Source organism: candidate division WOR-1 bacterium RIFOXYB2_FULL_36_35, assembly GCA_001771505.1.
Classification (GTDB): Bacteria; Margulisbacteria; WOR-1; order XYC2-FULL-46-14; family XYC2-FULL-37-10; genus XYB2-FULL-36-35.
The window spans coordinates 41798-60057 of the sequence record MEUA01000019.1 but is presented as its reverse complement, the minus strand read 5'-3'; the positions used below and the strand labels follow the sequence as shown (position 1 = coordinate 60057).

The window sequence follows — 18260 nt, the reverse complement described above, 5'->3', positions numbered from 1 at the left end:
TTTTTGTTTTGCGACAATATATGGAGAGAATATACCCTTTTTTTGTTTATTTCACCCCCTTACTTCAATTTACACAACTATTTATACACCAACATACAATGTGAAATATTGGAACATTTTTTTCTATATGATATTATATATATACATCACATTTTCAAAAATAAAGGAGAACAGTTTTGTTTGACCCTAAGTTTTTTTCATTAATCGTATTTATAATTTCGTATTTATTGTTTGTTTTTTTGCCTAATTTTCGTATGCACACCGTGCTAACAGGAGCATTCCTTCTTATTATTACAGGGACCATTTTGCCGATTGAGGCGTTTTATTCAATAAATTGGAATGTTATGGGGATGTTTGTGGGAATGCTCATGGTTTCAGATGTTTTTATGCAGAGCAAGGCGCCGTCATATCTTGCGGAGATTATAGCAAACAAAGCCAAGAGCGTAAGTTGGGCAATGATTTTTCTATGTGTTTTGACTGGTTTTATATCAGTTTTTATTGAAAACGTTGCAACTATTCTTATCGTTGCGCCGATAGCCATTTCTCTTTCCAAAAAACTTAATTTTAATCCCATTAAGATGATGATAGCTATTGCAATTACAAGCAATCTTCATGGGATAGCTACATTGATTGGCGATCCTACGAGTATGCTTTTGGGTGGTTTTACCGGAATGACATTTAATGATTTTTTCTTTTTTATGGGACGTCCCGGCATATTTTGGGCAGTTCAAGCAAGCGCTTTGGCCTCATTTGTCTTTTTATATTTTATTTTCAGGAAACACAAAGAGAATGTCATTTTTTTATGTGAAGAAAAAGTAAAATCGTGGATGCCGACAATTATGTTGTGTTTATTGATAGTTCTTTTATCCCTTTCTTCTTTTTTGTTGTTTATTCCACAAGCTGGTACTTTGTGCTTGATATTTGGCTTGCTCTCTCTTTTTTGGGCAAAAATTGTTGATAATTCTCCTGTTTTTGAAGGAATAAAAAAACTTGATTGGGAAACGACTTTTTTCTTAATAGGGGTTTTTATTTTGGTCGGAGGGCTTACCTCGGCTGGTTGGATAACATCTTTAGCTGTTTTTTTGTCAAGTGTAATAGGGGATAACGCGCTTTTGGGCTATTTAACGATAGTTATAAGCTCTGTTTTTTTATCGGCTTTTGTTGAGAATGTTCCCTATTTTCTTGCAATGTTGCCTGTTGTTACTTCTTTGTCTGAAAATATGACAGTAAATCCTTACCTTTTCTTTTTTGGGCTATTATTGGGGGCAAGTATTGGAGGGAACGTTACGCCTATAGGAGCATCTGCTAATATAGCGGCCTGTGGATTGCTAAAAAAAGAGGGGAGACAGGTCTCTTTTCTTGAGTTTGTTAAAATTGGTTTGCCGTTTACTTTAATAGCAACTACTGTTTCTGCTTTGTTTGTATGGATTATTTGGAGATAAAACGTCCCCGAGAGGAATCGAACCTCCAGCCTACAGATTAGAAATCTGTTGCTCTATCCGGTTGAGCTACGGGGACAGCTAAGTAATGTGTGTGAGTGTGAGTAATTAGTATTTAGCAAAAAACCTAAAGGAACTCAAAATCACTTATTTAATGATACCATAAGATTTATAAAATCCCAATAATCTCCAAAGTAAGATGTCAATTTGCAATATTGCCATATTTTTTGTAGAATTATTAACTCAGGTGGTTTTATATGCCAAGAAAAAAGATTAAAAAAACTTTAATTAAAAATAGAAGAAGGACTGTTAGGAAATCTACTAAATTATCCAGAAAAAGAGAAAAAAATTCTCCTTTGGGGTCCGTGACCCATTATTTTGACAAGATAAATGTTGCTGTTGTAAAGCTTTTTGCGCCATTGAAAGTAGGAGATTATGTCGAATTTAGAAAAGGCGAGGAGCATTTTAATCAGATTATAGAATCTATGCAAGTTGACCACAAAAACATTCTTGCTGCGCGTGTAAAATCAGAAGTTGGATTAAAAGTGATAAAAGAGGTTAAAGAAGGCTGGGAGATGCGTAAATTACACCAGCCGACTTTACTTGAAATTCCCAAAAAGGAAGAGCCCCCTAAAAAAGAGATTGAACCTTTGGTCTGTTTTTCTGATAAGAGCCGCGAGCCTGTTATGATAATTAAACGTCGTATTTCCATTGAAAATCCAATAGCTTCCAAAGCATTAGAGTCCAGGCCTAAGAGTCCATTTATAGTTAAGGATTTGAAAAAAGATAATAATTCAGTCTCTCAAAGGGATTCTTCGCAAAATCAACTCGCGCAAACCCCACCTGTTATTAATAAGCCAAAGAAAAAAGGGTATGGCGAGGTTAAATTTCTTAAGTTTTAAAAGGAAAAGATCTTATATTGCAATTCTGAGTAGAAGAACAAATCCGAAAATTAGAAAAACCGCGCTACTTATTATTTTTATTGTTTTTTGTGGCAATAAATTCTTTAGATAATATCCCAAAAATATTGAGATTGTGTTTACTGAAATCATTGCCAATGTTGAGCCTAACCATACTTGCAGGGGAGAGTCGTATTTTGCGGCTAACGTAAAAGCCATAACCTCTGTTTTGTCTCCCAGCTCTGCCAGAAAAAAGGTCGTAAAAACAATCAAAAAAATTTTCTTAGCATCGTTGCTGTGGATTTTTTCTTCTTTTTCTTTTTCAAAAAAAGAATTTATTCCAAAAAAGATAAATATTATCCCAGAAAAAAAATTTATATATACCATAGGGATGACATTGCCAATTAGACTTCCAAAAAAAACAGCTATACCCATAAGTATAATTGTTGCCGATAAAATTCCCGCAAAAATATAAGTTTTTTTATATTTTGTTGAAAGGCCTATTGTTAAAAATTGTGTTTTGTCTCCAAGTTCCGCAAGAAAGACAAAAAAGAGCGATACTAACGCGGGGGAGATATTCACCCCGATTAGGAAGTCGGGGTTCATTTATTGCCACCGAATTTTAATATTTTTCTGAGTTTTTTTAAGGCGTCAGATCTATGGCTTATAATATTTTTAGAATGCGGAGAGATTTCCGAAAAGGTTTTTTTGTAACCTCTTGGGATAAAAACAGGGTCATATCCAAACCCGTGTTCTCCTTTCATTTCATAGCTGATCCTTCCAAAGACTTTTCCGACGACAACTTTTTCTTCTCCGTTAGGGTAGGCAATCGCCATAGCGCACACAAAATGGGCATGACGGTTTTTATGTTGTTTCATGGCTTTTAGTAGTTTGCCGCAGAGATTTTTTGTTGTTGGAGGGGATGCGTATCTTGCGGACATAATCCCTGGGTTGCCATTTAAGGCATTTACCACAAGCCCTGAATCATCTGCAATTCCGATCTTTTTAAATTTTCTGGCAGCTGCACGGGCTTTTTTTAACGCGTTTTCTTCGAATATTTTTCCATCTTCTAAAACTTTTATATTCTTACCAATAATATTAAGTTTTGTCTGCCCGTCAGCAGTCTGTAGTAAGTCAAATATCTTTTTAATCTCTTCCAATTTATGCTTATTAGTCGTAGCGACTATGATATCCATTTGAGCGCTTTTTGCCCTATATCTGTTCGATAGTGCATCTTGTCAAAACTTATCAGTTTGACCGCTTTATATGTGTGATCAATAGCCTCTTTAATATCTTTTCCAAGTCCTACAACATTTAAAACTCTACCCCCGTTTGTTAGATAAGAGGCACAAGATTTTGTGTCGCAATCATCTAATTTTGTTCCGGCATGAAAAATTATAATATCATCTAATTCTCTTGCTTTGTCCAATCCATTAATCTTTAATCCCTTTTTGTAAGAGCTGGGGTACCCTCCTGATGCTAGGACTACACAGACAACCGGTCGTGGATCCCACTGCAAAGAGATGGAGGCCAAATCTTCATCGAGAATTTTTCCTATTATGTCTATCAGGTCATTTTTCATCCGCGGTATAATACATTGTGCTTCAGGATCTCCGAAACGGCAATTATATTCTAAAACTTTCGGACCGTCTTTTGTGACCATAACTCCCACATAGAGTATGCCACTGTATTTACATCCTTCTGTTTTCATTGCGTGGATTGTAGGTTTTAAGATTTTTGAATCAATTTGTTTTAATAGCTCATCTGTTACAACGGGGGCGGGGGAGTATGCTCCCATGCCCCCGGTGTTTAATCCTTCATCATTATCAAAAATACGCTTATGATCTTGAGATGATGCCATAGGAATGATTGTCTCTCCGTCCGTAAAACATAAAATAGATGCCTCTTCACCCGTAAGAAATTCTTCAATAAGTATCTCTTTGCCTGCTTCTCCGAATTCTTTTTTGCACATTATATTTTCAATGACAATTTCCGCTTCTTCTTTTGTTTTACAGATTATTACCCCTTTTCCCGCGGCCAGCCCGTCTGCCTTAATAACACAAGGGAGTTCAATTTTATTAAAAAACTTCTTTGCTTCTATGGGGTTTGTAAATGCTAGGAAGTCGGCGGTAGGGATTTTGTATTTTTTCATAAGGTTTTTAGAAAAGACTTTACTCCCTTCTAGCTGGGCTGCGGATTTGGAGGGTCCAAATATTTTTAATCCTGATTTTTTAAATTCATCAGTTATTCCAAGTACCAGCGGGACTTCAGGGCCTACTATTGTAAAGTCTATTTTATTTTTTAGTGCGAAGTTTTTTAGTCCTTCTATATTATTTGCGCTTATATCTATGTTTGTTGCTATTTGAGCTGTGCCTGCGTTTCCCGGCGCGCAGAAAATTTCTGTGACTTTTGAACTTTGGGCGATTTTCCATGCCAGCGCATGCTCTCTCCCACCCGAACCTATTATTAAAATTTTCATGGTTATATGAATATTACTATAATATTTGTTGGTTTTGAAGAGACAATTCTAACAATTCTTTTTTGTCAGAAGAATAATCGGGGGACTGTTGCGTAATGACAGTTTTTGCGATTTGTCATCCCCGCGAAAGCGGAGATCCATCTTGTTTTCTGAAAAATAGATTCCCGTTTTCACGGGAATGACCATTTCGCAACAGTCCCATCGGGGTAAATTTAGTGATTAGGTTGATTGTTGCGCTAATATCTTCCGTTCTAAATTATATAATTCTTGGTTTTGTGAATATCTTTCTCTCAATGCGGCAATTAATTCTATTAATTTGCACTCTTTGATAGCTCCTTTAACAATATTTGATGTGATAGTTTCTCCGCTACCGGAATAAACATTTATTGATGCTATATTTATACCTACTCCCGCTGCTTCCAGTCTTAAATCTTCCACAGAAAACATTCCAGATATAATGGCTACTGTTTCTCTTTGAAGTTGAGGAGAAAGGCTAATTGGTCTTCTTCTATTAACATCATTTGAGCTTCTATCTGTTGAGTTTAATTCTGATTCAATGACAGGGGCTCTTTCTATTGCATTGGCTAAAAGAGCCTCAAGTCTTTCTTCTTTTATTGCGGCCTTTATTATGTTTAATGCATATAGTTCTTCATTTCCGCTTTGGGCAATTCCTGGTGTGTATAGACCGGCATCAGAGGCTATTAATTCAAGATCTGATGGAGATAAATATTTAGCTAAAAGATTTGCCATTGTTGGTATTGGTGAGGTTCTCGTATTTTCTTCCCTTTGCGGCGGTGGCTGAACAATTTGTGGGGCTGGGATAAGTTCTTTTGCAAGCTTTGTTATTTTGGCACGATCATCTTTATCTGCTAGGCTGACAAGTATGGCCATAAATTGATCTGTTTTCATGATCGCCTTTAATCGAGTAAGGGGAACAGGAAATCCAAATGCCTGTAGCTTTTTTGCTGTTTCGTCATCGTTTGCCCCCCGATTTTCTAGGCAAGCAAGTAGTAATTGAGCGGCGGTATAAGGCCTATTAACTACAGTTGTTAAATTAAAAGATATTACTTTACTATTAATCATTCTCACTATTTATTTTTCGAAGATAAAATTGAATAATTTCAGGTTGTTTGACCAATCGAAAAAGATGGATATCATCTCCCCTGAAATTTCAATAACCTTTATTCGAACATCTTATGAAATGATATATAAAAAGGTAGTATCTTTTGATTTGGATAAGACAATAGAAAGAAGACCGATAAAAGAGTTATATCTAAGCTTTGAAAAGATAAAATCTTCCGGAGATACGACGTTAACAGAGGAATTTATCGTAGATGTTATAGCCTATGGATTTCCTTTTACAAAGAATATGCTGCACAGAGCAATGGTTGATCCTGGTAAGCTTGCCGCTTTTGGTTGTTTTTTGAAAGATTTATCGAGTTTAGCAAAACAAATTGGAATTAAAATGGTTAGATTGGCGCCTGGAAAATTTATTTATCAGCGATTAAATGATACTGACTTTGCAGGATGCGAGTTAGCTGAAACGCCGTTTACTAATGGACAATTTAAAAAATTGCTTGAATTAGAGCCTGAAAAAGTAGCAAAAATTATTAATAATCCTCAAGATCGATTGGCCAAATCGCTTGCAATTTCTATTGAAAAGACTGATGAGGGCAAGGCCAATTCTCCTATGGTATTTCTTAGTCATACAGAGGCAACAGCATTAGCTTCCCTGTTAGGATTAAGACTTCCAACAGAGAAAGAGTGGGAGAGAGCTGCTGCTGGTACGGATGGGAAAAAATATCCAGATAATATAATGCCCATTGATGATAACGACAACAGAATTGTCGCGGTCATAGGTTCGGGCGGTGGAACAAGCGATGTGACTAAATTACGAAAGACAGGAGAAGGATTCTTAGGGTTAATAGGAACTGTTTGGCAATGGATGAGCGACTATCATAGCCAAACATATCAACTATTTAAATTTTATCAGCGAGGCGGTTCATGGCACGACGACAATGAAGGTTACTTGCGGAGTAATTATCATTGCTTCGATAATGCCGATGGTCGGAGCAATAGTGTCGGCGTTCGCTTTGCCAAGGACTTGCCCACTTAAACCTTGCATTTTTTACCCTTTTACCCTTTTACCCTTTTGTCAAATTACCCCTTGACAAAATTTTATGATGTTGTAAAATTATTACACGTATTAAGTTTGATTAAGGTCCAAGCTTATTCGTAGTTTGTAACATTAAAAATCTCTACGCCAAATTTTTGTAGCAGATGATTTTGGTGAGGGGGTTTTTTCGTGCTTTTTGACCTTGAAAAATTTTTAAAAAATGAGAGAAATAATTACTTTAGAGTGCAAAGAGTGTAAAAATAGAAATTATACGACGACTAAAAATAAGCGTAATGATAGTGGTCGTATAGAAATGATGAAGTTTTGTAAATTTTGCCGTAAACATACGGACCATAAAGAGACTAAATAATATTTATTCTCTTTTTGGAGGCGAGTAGCTCAATTGGTAGAGCACCGGTCTCCAAAACCGGCGGTTGCAGGTTCAAGTCCTGTCTCGCCTGTGTAGCTGATGGCTGATAGCTTGTAGCTTATGGCTGGTGGTAATGGTAAAAGATTTGTAAAAATGAGTGAGAATAATAAAAAAAAGAATGTTGTTGATGTTGTTAAGTCTTATATAAAAGAGACTCAGGCGGAGGCAAAAAAGGTTTCTTGGCCCAGTAGGCAGTATGTGTTTACTGCTACATTAATAATAATAGTAATGGTTTTAGTTTTGTCTTTTGTGCTTTCTTTTTTGGATTATGGGTTGACGAATGCTATTTTATTTTTAACGAGGATACGTTTATAAAGATGGAATTTGATAACTTAGAGAATAAAGAGATGAAAGATCAGATGGCTGAGAGTACTTCAGAAAATGATATAAGTGGGGAGCACAAGGAAGTTGTTGGAGAGGAGCTTACGGCTGAGTCTATGACTGATGAAGGTGAGGGGGTTAAGGATGTTATTGTTGGGGAGGAAGCGGCTGCCAATAAAAGGTGGTATGTTGTTCAAACTTATTCAGGGCAAGAAGACAAGGTAAAGCAAGCTATTGAAAAAAATATAGATCGTTTGGGATTAAGAGAGAGAGTTTTTCAGATTTTGATTCCGGAAGAAGATATTGTCGAGTTAAGAGGAAAGAAGAGGATAGAAAAGAAGAAAAAGATGTTTCCCGGTTATATTTTCCTCGAGATGATTTTAACTGACGAAACCTGGCATGAGATAAGGCAGACCCCCGGAGTTGCTAGATTCATTGGGACCAAAATAAAGCCCACGCCTGTTATAGACAGGGAGATGCAAAGAGTTTTAAAGCAGATTGGGGTTAAGGCAGAAAGACTTGAGGTTGCTTTTGAGAAGGGTGAGGTTATAAGAATTGTTAGCGGACCGTTTAGAGGATATACCGGATCTATCGACGAGATAAATGTTGACCGTGAAAAATTGAAAGTTTTAATTAATATTTTTGGTAGAGACACACCTGTTGAGGTTAATTTTGAACATGCGGAAAAGGTTGTATGACAAAAATATTAATTAAAAGAATAGAAAAAAGTATATATATAATAAAGAAGGGTTTAAAAGTAAATGGCTGAGCAGTCTAAAAAAGGTAAAAAGAAAAAAGAGGTATTAACGAAAATAAAATTACAGATACCTGCAGGAAAAGCCAATCCCGCCCCTCCTATTGGTCCTGCTCTTGGACAACATGGTATTAACATTATGGAGTTTTGTAAGGCTTATAATGCCAAGACCTCTGATAAGGGCGATACTGTTATTCCTGTAGAGATAACAGTATATAAAGATCGTTCTTTTGATTTTATTTTAAAGACTCCACCAGCAGCAACTCTTATTAAAAAGGCTGCCGGCATTGACAAAGCTTCTGCCGAGCCTAATAGAAATAAAATCGGGAAAATATCTAAAGAAGATCTTAAGAAAATTGCGGAAATTAAAATGGAAGACTTAAATGCCAGTAAACTTGATGCTGCTATGAAGATAATTGAGGGGACAGCGCGTTCCATGGGAGTAACAGTTGAGTAAAAAGTATAACGAAAAAAAGAAAATAATAGACCCGTTAAAAAAATATGAGATAGATGAAGGGCTCAGCTTGGTCAAAGAGACAGCTTGGGCTAAATTTCCTGAATCTGTTGATTTGGCTGTTAAGTTAAATCTATCTTCGAAGAAGCCTGAGTCAGTGAGAGGGTTGGTCTCCTTGCCTCACGGAAGTGGAAAAACTAAGCGAATTGCTGTTATTACTTCTTCAGACAGAGTGGAAGAAGCTAAAAACAACGGAGCAGATGTTGCTGGTTCTCAAGACTTGGTAGATCAAATACAAAAAGGTTTTCTTGATTTTGATGTTTTATTGGCAACTCCAGATATGATGCCATCAGTTGGAAAACTGGGTAAAATTCTTGGGACAAAGGGTTTAATGCCTAATCCAAAATCCGGCACTGTCAGTCAAGATCTAAAGGCAATAAAAGCTTTTAAAACTGGCAATATGGAGTTTAGAATGGATAAAACCGGAGTAATTCATTTGTCTATAGGTAAGGTTGATTTTAGCGCGGAAAAAATAAAAGATAATTTATTGGTTGCTATTGAGGCCATAAAAAAAAGCAAGCCTTCTTCAGTGAAAGGTGAATATTTTGGTTCTGTTTCTATTTCTTCAACAATGGGGCCAGGAATAAAGCTTAATATTAGAGCTATGGAGACAACGTAATGACAGTTAGGACAAAACATTTAAAACAACAAAAAGTTGAAAAAGTTAGTGATATAAAAGAAAGAATAGCGTCTTCAAATGTAATTATCTTGACTGACTATCAGGGGATGACAGTTAAACAGCTTACAGAACTCAGAAAAAAATTGTATCAGAACGACGCAGAATTTACAGTGGTAAAGAACCGTTATTTTATAAAAGCTTTGCCTGAAAAATTAAGTTCTTTGGAGGCGAAACTTAAAGGGACTATTGCCACTTTGTTTGGCTCAAAAGATCTTATTTCTCCGGTAAAGACCTTAATGGATTTTATAGGTGAAAACGAAAAGCCTAAAATTATTGCTGGTGTTGTTGAGGATGAAATTTGCGATGACAATAAAATCAAAACCCTTTCAAAATTACCTGGGAAAAAGGAACTTCTATCAAAAGTTGTTGGAGGCTTAAAATCCCCGCTTTATAATGTTGTTTCTGTTATGCAAGGCCCGATTCGCAAACTAGTTTATGCTATGGATGATTTAAGAAAGAAAAAATCTGAAGGAGGTGAGAAATAATGTCAAAGGTAGAGGAAGTTATAAGCCTGGTGGAAGGTTTGACTGTTTTGGAATTGTCGGATTTAGTTAAGCAGATGGAAGATAAATTTGGGGTTACTGCTGCTGCTCCTGTTGCTGTTGCTGCCGCTCAGGGCGCTGGCGCAGCTTACGAAGCTGAGGTAAAAGATGAATTCGATGTGATTTTAACTTCAGCTGGAGATAAAAAAATTCAAGTTTTAAAGGTTGTCCGTGAGGTTACAGGACTTGGATTAAAAGAAGCGAAGGAATTGGTTGATTCTGCGCCAAAGCCCGTAAAGGAAGCTCTTAAAAAGGAAGAAGCCGAGGAAATTAAGAAAAAGCTCGAAGCAGAAGGAGCAAAGGTAGAGATTAAGTGAAAAGGGAAAGCTTATTTAAAGATATAAAAGTAAAAATTCCACAGCCTCCAGATCTTTTGGAAGTGCAAAAGAATTCTTTTGCATGGTTTATGAATGAAGGATTGAGTGATGAATTGCGTACCATATCACCGATTAAAAGTTATGATGGGACTTTGGAATTATACTTTACGGGTAAAGTAATTGTTGAAAAGCCAAAATATACTGAGCAGGAATGTTTAGTCCGTGAAGTTACTTTTTGTGCTCCTTTAAAGGTGGAGGTAAAGCTTGTAAATCGCCAGACCAAAGAGGTAAAAGTTCAAGAAGTTTTTATTGGCGACCTTCCGCTGATGACCGAAAGAGCTACTTTTATCATTAATGGCGCTGAGCGAGTTATAATTTCTCAGCTTACCAGATCTCCAGGAGTTTATTTTAAATCAAGCAAACGGATTGAGAAAGTGGGTCGTCATTTGTATTACGCTACAATCATTCCGGATAGAGGATCTTGGCTTGAAATTGAAACCGATGCACACCTTGCTGTTTTTGCTAGAATAAATAAAACGAGAAAAATAGGAGTTATTACGCTTCTTTGTGCTATCGGCGCTTCTGAAAAAGAAATTTTAACTGCTTTGGCTGAAGGTGAATTTAGAAATCGAACTTTAAAAGAGAGTCCGATTATTTCCGAAGAAGAAGCGCTCATAGAAATTTATAAAAAACTTCGTCCAGGCGACCCTGTTACATTTGATGGCGCTAAAAATTACTTGCACAATCTTTTCTTTAATCCTAAACGTTATGATTTGAGTGTTGTTGGAAGGCATAAGATGAACATAAAACTTGATCTTAACGTAGAAGAGGAAATAACAGTATTAACTAAAAAAGATATTCTTGGAATAATAAAATATCTTGTTCAGCTTCATATGGGCGAGGGTTTGACTGATGATATCGATCACCTTGGAAATCGTCGTGTTCGTAGCGTAGGAGAGTTATTGCAGAGACAGTTTAGGATAGGTTTTACTAGGGTAGAGCGTTTAATTAAAGAGCAAATGACTATAAAAGGACCGTCTGCGACTCCTCAAGCGTTGATAAATGTAAGACCTTTATCTGCAGTAATAAAAGAATTTTTTGGTTCTTCTCAGTTATCACAATTTATGGATCAAACAAATCCATTGGCAGAACTTACGCATAAAAGAAGGTTGTCGGCATTGGGTCCAGGAGGATTAACTCGTGAACGAGCTGGTTTTGAAGTTCGTGATATTCATCCTAGCCATTATGGCAGGGTTTGTCCTATAGAAACACCTGAAGGACCAAATGCAGGTCTTATTGGTTCTCTTTCTACTCATGCGAAAGTGAACAAATATGGCTTTATAGAAACACCTTACTTTAAAGTTACAGATGGCGTTGTTTCCGGTAGGATAGAATATTTAACCGCAGATGTCGAAGATTTATATCATATTGCTTCGTGTGATGTTAGACTTGATTCTTCTAAAAAGATAAAAGAGAGTCAGGTCCCTGTAAGATATAAAAGAGAATTTATTTTTGCTGCTTCGAAAGAGGTTGATTATGTTGGGGTTGCTCCTTCGCAAATAGTTGGCGTATCAACCGCAATGATCCCTTTTGTTGAGCATGATGATGCAAACCGAGCTATGATGGGTGCTAACATGCAACGTCAATCAGTCCCTTTGCTTTGTCCCGAATCTCCGGTTGTGGGGACTGGGCTTGAAAAGAAAGTTGCAGATGACTCTTGTTCTGTTGTTAAGGCCAAGCATGCCGGCCGTGTAACAAGTGTTACGGCGGAAAAAATTGTATTAACTACCACTACTGACAAAAAAGAGGTTTACGACCTTATTAAATTTGCCAGAAGCAACCAAAATACTTTAATTCATCAAAGGCCGACTGTAAAACTTGGAGACATTGTATCGGTAGGGGACTTACTTGCTGACGGTTCAGCAACCCAGGGAGGGGAATTAGCTTTAGGTAAAAATATCTTAGTGGCGTTTATGCCTTGGGAAGGCTATAACTACGAAGATGCTATTTTGATTTCTGAAAAACTTGTTCGTGAGGATGTTTTTACTACTATTCATATTGAGAGATTGGAAGTTGAAGTTCGTTCTACTAAGCTTGGAATGGAGGAAGTAACCAGAGAAATTCCAAACGTTGGGGAAGAAGCGCTTAAAAATCTTGACGATAGAGGGATTATTAAAGTTGGCACAGAAGTTTTGTCGGGTCATATCTTGGTAGGAAAAGTGACGCCTAAGGGTGAAACCGAGCTTCCAGCCGAAGAAAAATTATTAAGGGCTATTTTTGGAGATAAGGCTCGTGATATGAGAGATACTTCTCTTCGAGTTCCTCCTGGCGAAGGCGGAAAAGTTATTAATGTACGCGTGTTTTCGAGAGAAAGTGGGGATGAGTTAAGCCCAGGGGTTCATGAATTAATAAGAGTATATGTTGCTCAAATAAGAAAGGTTTCTATTGGAGACAAACTGGCCGGAAGGCATGGGAATAAAGGTGTTGTGGCAAAGATTCTTAAAGAAGAAGATATGCCATATTTGCCGAATGGGCTTCCTGTGGATATAGTATTAAATCCTTTAGGGGTTCCTTCTCGTATGAATATTGGTCAGATTTTTGAACTTTTGTTGGGCTTTGCTGCTGATCATTTTAAAAAGAAATATGAAGTTACACCTTTTGATGAAATATATGAGGAATCAGCATCAAAAAAGAAGATAGAAGAACTTTTGCAGGAAGTTAAAAATGATCTTCCTTGGTATGATACTACCGGAAAAGTGGAATTAAGAGATGGCAGGAGTGGAGAGCCTTTCGAAAGAAAAGTTGCAGTTGGAAAGATGTATCTTATGAAACTTATACATCTTGTGGATGACAAAATGCATGCAAGGTCTACGGGTCCTTATTCTTTGATTACACAACAGCCATTGGGAGGAAAAGCCCAATTTGGAGGACAAAGATTTGGAGAGATGGAGGTTTGGGCGTTAGAAGCATATGGGGCAGCTCATACCCTTCAAGAACTTTTGACTGTTAAATCAGATGATGTTGTCGGGCGTTCCAGAATTTATGAATCTATAATTAAGGGGAAACCTATGGGGAAACCTGGAACTCCAGAATCTTTTAAAGTTTTAATAAAGGAATTAAGAAGTCTTGGTTTGGATGTAAAGACTTTGGATAAAGATTTAAAAGAGGTAAACATTGAAGAGGATAGCAAAGCTAAAAAGCAAGTTCCTCGAAGGAAAAAAAGGTGATTTAATGGCGCTTTTGTCAAATAACACTAAAGAAGGGGTTGAATTTGAGGCTATTCAAATAGGTTTGGCATCGCCTGAACGTATTCTTGAATGGTCTTTTGGTGAAGTAGAAAAACCAGAGACAATTAACTACCGTACTTTTAAACCTGAACGTAAAGGATTGTTCTGTGAAATGATTTTTGGTCCTGTTAAAGACTGGGAATGTCATTGCGGAAAATATAAAAGAGTTCGTTATCGTGGTATATTTTGTGAACGTTGTGGCGTTGAAGTTACAACGTCTCGAGTTCGTCGTGAGCGAATGGGGCATATTAAACTTGCTGTTCCCGTTGCCCATATTTGGTTTTTGAGATCTGTTCCAGGGTATATGGGGCTTCTTTTGGATATAACAGGAAGAGAGTTGGAAGAAGTTATTTATTATGATTCCTATATAGTTATAGAAGTTTCAGGAAGTTGTAAGTTTAAAGTTGGAAAAATTTTGCGCGAAGCTGAATACATCGAAGCATGCGAAAAACATGAAGATGATTTTAAGGCGGAGACCGGAGCAAAAGCAATACGTGAACTGTTATCTAGAATAGATCTTAGCGCATTGGCGTCTAGGTTAAATAAAGAATTTAAAAATTCAGAAGGTCAGAGGAGATTAAAAGCAATAAAAAGATTGAGGGTGGTTGAGGCTTTTTTAAATTCAAAAAATCGCCCTGAGTGGATGATAATGGAGTATTTGCCTGTTATTCCTCCTGATTTAAGGCCGATGGTTCAACTTGAAGGGGGAAGATTTGCAACTTCTGATCTTAATGATCTTTATCGTAGGGTTTTAAATCGTAATAATCGTTTAAAGAAAATGATTAACATGGGCGCTCCGGATATGATCATTCGTAATGAAAAAAGAATGTTGCAGGAGGCTGTCGATGTTTTAATTGATAACGGGAGAAGGAAACGTTCTGTTGTTGGTTCTACTGGCAGACCGCTTCGTTCTTTGACTGATATTATTGAAGGAAAGCAAGGAAGATTTCGTCAAAATCTTTTAGGAAAAAGGGCCGATTATTCAGGCCGGTCTGTTATTGTTGTTGGGCCGCATCTTAAAATACATCAATGTGGTCTTCCAAAAAGAATGGCTTTGGAATTGTTTAAACCTTTTGTTATTCGTAAGCTTGTGGAAAGAAGTTTTGCTCAAAATGTTAAATCTGCGAAACGAATGATAGAAAAAGAAGATGTTATAGTGTGGGATATTCTTGAAGAGGTAATTAAGGGACATCCTGTTTTATTGAATCGCGCCCCAACTCTTCACCGTTTAGGCATTCAAGCTTTTGAGCCGATTTTGGTTGAAGGAAAAGCCATTCAGCTCCATCCTTTAGTATGTCCTGCATTTAATGCGGATTTTGACGGAGACCAGATGGCTGTTCACGTCCCTCTTCTTACTGAGGCTCAGGTTGAGTCTAGGTTGCTTATGCTTTCTTCTAACAATGTTTTATCTCCTGCTTCAGGCAGACCAATAATTACTCCTACCCAGGATATGGTGCTAGGAACTTATTATATGACCTATTTGGATGAAAAACAAAAGTTTGGAGCTGGGCGTATTTTCTCTAATGAATGGGAAGCTATGATTGCGCATGATCTTGATCAGCTACACCTTCACAGCAAAGTTAAGGTTCGCCTTGAAGGACAAATTATTGAAACTACAGTCGGCCGTATTAAGTTTAATTTCACAATTAAAAAGGCTATAACCCAAAGAGTTTCTCCTGATGAAAAGATAAAATATCTCAATTTTGTAGTAAATAAAAAAGAGCTGGAAAAACTTATATTGGAGTGTTATACCCGGTTTGGAGCTGTGGTTGCATCTCATGTTGCAGATGAAATAAAGCGTTTAGGGTTTAAATATGCAACAATTGCCGGAGTTTCTATTTCCATTGCGGATCTTAAAGTTCCGGAAGAGAAAAAGAAGATAATAGAAAAAGCTAAAGCTGAGGTGGCGGAGCTTGAGCGTTTAGTTAAAGAAGAGACATTATCTCAAAATGAAAAATTTATTCGTTCTCTTGACATATGGAGCAATGTTACGGAAGAAGTGACAAATGCAATGTTAAAAGGTTTGGATGAGTTGAATTCTGTTTATATGATGGCTTTTTCTGGCGCTCGTGGAAACGTCCAACAGGTAAGGCAGCTTGCAGGAATACGCGGTCTTATGGCAGATCCTTCAGGAAATATTATTCCCATACCTATTCTTACAAACTTTGAAGAGGGTTTGAGTGTTACAGAATATTTTATCTCTTCTTACGGTGCAAGAAAAGGTATAGTGGATACAGCTCTACGTACAGCTGATTCTGGTTATCTTACTCGCAGGCTTGTTGATGTAAGCCAAGATGTAATGATTACAGAGGAGGATTGTGGCACTGATGAAGGGCTTGTTTTGTCTTCTGTCCGTGAAGGGTTTGAGGAAATACTACCTTTATCTCAACGTCTTATTGGGCGTTATCCTATCAAAAATGTTGTTGATCCTATAAGTGGTAAAGTTTTGGTTAAGGCTGGCGTTGAAATTGGTGAAGATCTGGCTGACGTTTTGCGGGAAGCTGGAATTGAAAAAGTTGCGGTGAGATCTTCATTGACATGTAAGGCAAGCAGGGGCTTGTGTCGTGTCTGTTATGGTAAAGATCTTTCAACCGGTAATGTTGTAAATATTGGGGAAGCTGTAGGCACTATAGCGGCTCAAAGTATTGGAGAGCCTGGAACTCAGCTTACCATGAGAACCTTTCATATTGGTGGAGTTGCTTTGCATAAAGCCAGTAAAACTTTAATAAAATGTAAGCATGGAGGGATTGTTACTTTTGGTGAAGGGATTGAAATGAAGGAAGTTGAAGATGATCTGGGGAATAGGGTGAAGATGATTACGCGTAGCGGTCATATTATCCTTAAAATAGGAGACAAGAAAGAATCCTACTTACTGCCGGGTGGAGCATATTTAAAAGTTAAACTAAAAGATCATGTTAGTGCGGGCGAAGTCTTGGCTGAATATGATCCTACTTATGAATTTGTTATCTCTTCTGCGCCGGGCAAAGTTAAATATATAGGAATAGATGTTTTATCGAGAAAAAAACGGGTTGGCGCCAGAGTAATCTCTGAAATAATTTCAAAAAAAGATGGAGAAATTTTTGTTTATAATCCTAAAATTGAAAAAGATTATAGTGTTCCTTCTGATTCAAAAATCTTGGTTAAAGTTGGGGACAATGTTATGGCAGGGGATGAAATAGCATCCTCTATTACTTCTAAAACTTCCGGAAAAGTTATTAAAGTAGATGCGAAAACAATTTCTGTAGCATCAGGAGAGAGTTATATTCTTATTGCTTCTTCAAAACTTATGGTAGAAGATGGCGCTTCTGTCGAAGCTTATGACGTTTTAGCAAAAATTGAAGCTATTCGTAGGGATCCTTCTAAAACTAAAGATATTATTCAAGGACTTCCAAAAGTCGAAGAGTTGTTTGAATCTCGTAGGCCTAAAGATGCTGCATTGCTTTCTGAAATTGATGGCACGGTTTTAATTTCTGAAAAAGAAGGTTTACGCTTATTGACTGTTTCTGGTAAGGATGAAGGGAAAGAATACTCTGTCCCTTATGAGGTTCGCTTGAAAGTTACCCAGGGAGATAGAGTCCATAAGGGTGCTCAAATGACAGAAGGGACAGTTAATCCTCATGACCTTCTTAGGATTTTGGGAGTTACAGCTGTACAGAGGCATTTGGTGGATGAGGTTCAGAAAATTTATAGAGCTCAGGGCGTGACTATAAATGATAAGCATATTGAGGTTATCGTAAGGCAAATGACTAGACGCATGAGAATTTTGAAACCTGGAGATTCGACTCTTTTGCCTGGAGAACTTATTGACAAACTTACGCTTGATGCTGTTAATAAAGAAATTACAAAAGAAAAAGCTGAAGGAGAGGAAGTTCTTTTAGGAATAACAAAAGCTTCCTTGACCACTGAAAGTTTTATTTCGGCAGCCTCATTCCAAGAGACGGCAAGAGTTTTGACCGATGCGGCAATTCGTGGAAAAATAGATAAAATGTATGGTTTAAAAGAGAATGTAATCATCGGCAGATTAATACCTGCTGGAACGGGATTTGAAAAATATAGAGACTTAGATTTAACGCCAGTAACAGGAGATATACTTTAATGCCAACGATAAATCAGTTATTAAGAAGAGACAGAAAAAATAAAAAATGGAAAACAAAATCACCTGCTTTGAAAGGAAATCCATTAAAACGAGGAGTATGCACGCGTGTTTATACCACTACTCCCAAAAAACCCAACTCTGCATTGAGGAAGGTTGCAAAAGTTCGTTTAGCGGGTGGGATGGAGATAATAGCATATATCCCGGGAGTGGGTCATAATTTACAGGAACACTCAGTCGTTTTAGTTAGAGGTGGGAGAGTTAAGGATTTGCCAGGAGTCCGTTATCATATAGTAAGAGGGTCATTAGATACTTTGGGGGTTCAAAATCGTCATAAGAGTCGCTCAAAATATGGAGCGAAACGCCCAAAGGGAGGAGCTAAGGTTTAGT

Annotated in this window: 16 protein-coding genes and 2 tRNA genes; 13 read left to right on the top strand and 5 right to left on the bottom strand. The window is 37.2% G+C overall.

Going from position 1 to position 18260, the window contains the following annotated elements; genetic code table 11:
• Positions 1 to 176: 176 nt before the first annotated feature.
• Positions 177 to 1442, top strand: a complete 1266-nt coding sequence (locus A2290_04095) for a hypothetical protein (protein OGC15548.1) — start codon at positions 177 to 179, stop codon at positions 1440 to 1442.
• A 2-nt stretch (positions 1443 to 1444) separates the two neighbouring features.
• On the opposite strand, the gene A2290_04090 is transcribed toward A2290_04095, so the two are convergent.
• Positions 1445 to 1518: transfer RNA gene (locus A2290_04090), tRNA-Arg, on the bottom strand.
• A 178-nt stretch (positions 1519 to 1696) separates the two neighbouring features.
• Here A2290_04090 and A2290_04085 point away from each other — a divergent pair.
• Entirely contained in the window at positions 1697 to 2341 is a 645-nt protein-coding gene (locus A2290_04085; GenBank protein ID OGC15547.1) for a hypothetical protein, read from the top strand.
• Between the two features lie 12 nt (positions 2342 to 2353).
• Here the strand turns inward: A2290_04085 and A2290_04080 are convergent, their stop codons facing one another.
• The 4 genes from A2290_04080 to A2290_04065 form a co-directional block, all read right to left on the bottom strand.
• Positions 2354 to 2944, bottom strand: coding sequence for a hypothetical protein (locus A2290_04080; GenBank protein OGC15546.1), 591 nt, complete (start codon positions 2942 to 2944; stop codon positions 2354 to 2356).
• Entirely contained in the window at positions 2941 to 3534 is a 594-nt protein-coding gene (locus tag A2290_04075; GenBank protein OGC15545.1) for a non-canonical purine NTP pyrophosphatase, RdgB/HAM1 family, read from the bottom strand. The genes A2290_04080 and A2290_04075 overlap by 4 nt, the downstream gene beginning before the upstream one ends.
• Positions 3522 to 4817, bottom strand: a complete 1296-nt coding sequence (locus A2290_04070) for a phosphoribosylamine--glycine ligase (GenBank protein ID OGC15544.1) — start codon at positions 4815 to 4817, stop codon at positions 3522 to 3524. Before A2290_04070 ends, A2290_04075 begins: the two co-directional genes overlap by 13 nt.
• A gap of 219 nt (positions 4818 to 5036) precedes the next feature.
• Positions 5037 to 5900: a hypothetical protein gene (locus tag A2290_04065; protein OGC15543.1), complete on the bottom strand. Its 864-nt coding sequence runs from the start codon at positions 5898 to 5900 to the stop codon at positions 5037 to 5039.
• Positions 5901 to 5964: 64 nt separating this feature from the next.
• On the opposite strand from A2290_04065, the gene A2290_04060 reads away from it, so the two are divergent.
• From A2290_04060 to A2290_04010, 11 genes are all read left to right on the top strand, one after another.
• Positions 5965 to 6933, top strand: coding sequence for a hypothetical protein (locus A2290_04060; protein OGC15542.1), 969 nt, complete (start codon positions 5965 to 5967; stop codon positions 6931 to 6933).
• A gap of 388 nt (positions 6934 to 7321) precedes the next feature.
• Positions 7322 to 7394: transfer RNA gene (locus A2290_04055), tRNA-Trp, on the top strand.
• A gap of 29 nt (positions 7395 to 7423) precedes the next feature.
• On the top strand, positions 7424 to 7678 hold the full coding sequence (locus A2290_04050) for a preprotein translocase subunit SecE (GenBank protein ID OGC15541.1): 255 nt from the start codon (positions 7424 to 7426) through the stop codon (positions 7676 to 7678).
• A 122-nt stretch (positions 7679 to 7800) separates the two neighbouring features.
• Entirely contained in the window at positions 7801 to 8382 is a 582-nt protein-coding gene (locus A2290_04045) for a transcription termination/antitermination factor NusG (GenBank protein OGC15554.1), read from the top strand.
• Positions 8383 to 8445: 63 nt separating this feature from the next.
• Positions 8446 to 8895, top strand: coding sequence for a 50S ribosomal protein L11 (locus A2290_04040; protein ID OGC15540.1), 450 nt, complete (start codon positions 8446 to 8448; stop codon positions 8893 to 8895).
• The gene (locus tag A2290_04035; GenBank protein ID OGC15539.1) at positions 8888 to 9571 is read left to right on the top strand and encodes a 50S ribosomal protein L1; all 684 of its coding nucleotides are present in this window, start codon (positions 8888 to 8890) and stop codon (positions 9569 to 9571) included. Before A2290_04040 ends, A2290_04035 begins: the two co-directional genes overlap by 8 nt.
• A complete protein-coding gene (locus A2290_04030; protein ID OGC15538.1) occupies positions 9571 to 10116 on the top strand; it encodes a 50S ribosomal protein L10 in 546 nt (181 codons plus the stop codon). The genes A2290_04035 and A2290_04030 overlap by 1 nt, the downstream gene beginning before the upstream one ends.
• On the top strand, positions 10116 to 10490 hold the full coding sequence (locus tag A2290_04025) for a 50S ribosomal protein L7/L12 (GenBank protein OGC15537.1): 375 nt from the start codon (positions 10116 to 10118) through the stop codon (positions 10488 to 10490). The genes A2290_04030 and A2290_04025 overlap by 1 nt, the downstream gene beginning before the upstream one ends.
• A 23-nt stretch (positions 10491 to 10513) precedes the next feature.
• Entirely contained in the window at positions 10514 to 13717 is a 3204-nt protein-coding gene (locus A2290_04020; GenBank protein OGC15553.1) for a DNA-directed RNA polymerase subunit beta, read from the top strand.
• A 4-nt stretch (positions 13718 to 13721) separates the two neighbouring features.
• A complete protein-coding gene (locus tag A2290_04015) occupies positions 13722 to 17873 on the top strand; it encodes a hypothetical protein (protein OGC15552.1) in 4152 nt (1383 codons plus the stop codon).
• Entirely contained in the window at positions 17873 to 18259 is a 387-nt protein-coding gene (locus tag A2290_04010; protein OGC15536.1) for a 30S ribosomal protein S12, read from the top strand. Before A2290_04015 ends, A2290_04010 begins: the two co-directional genes overlap by 1 nt.
• Position 18260: the final 1 nt, after the last annotated feature.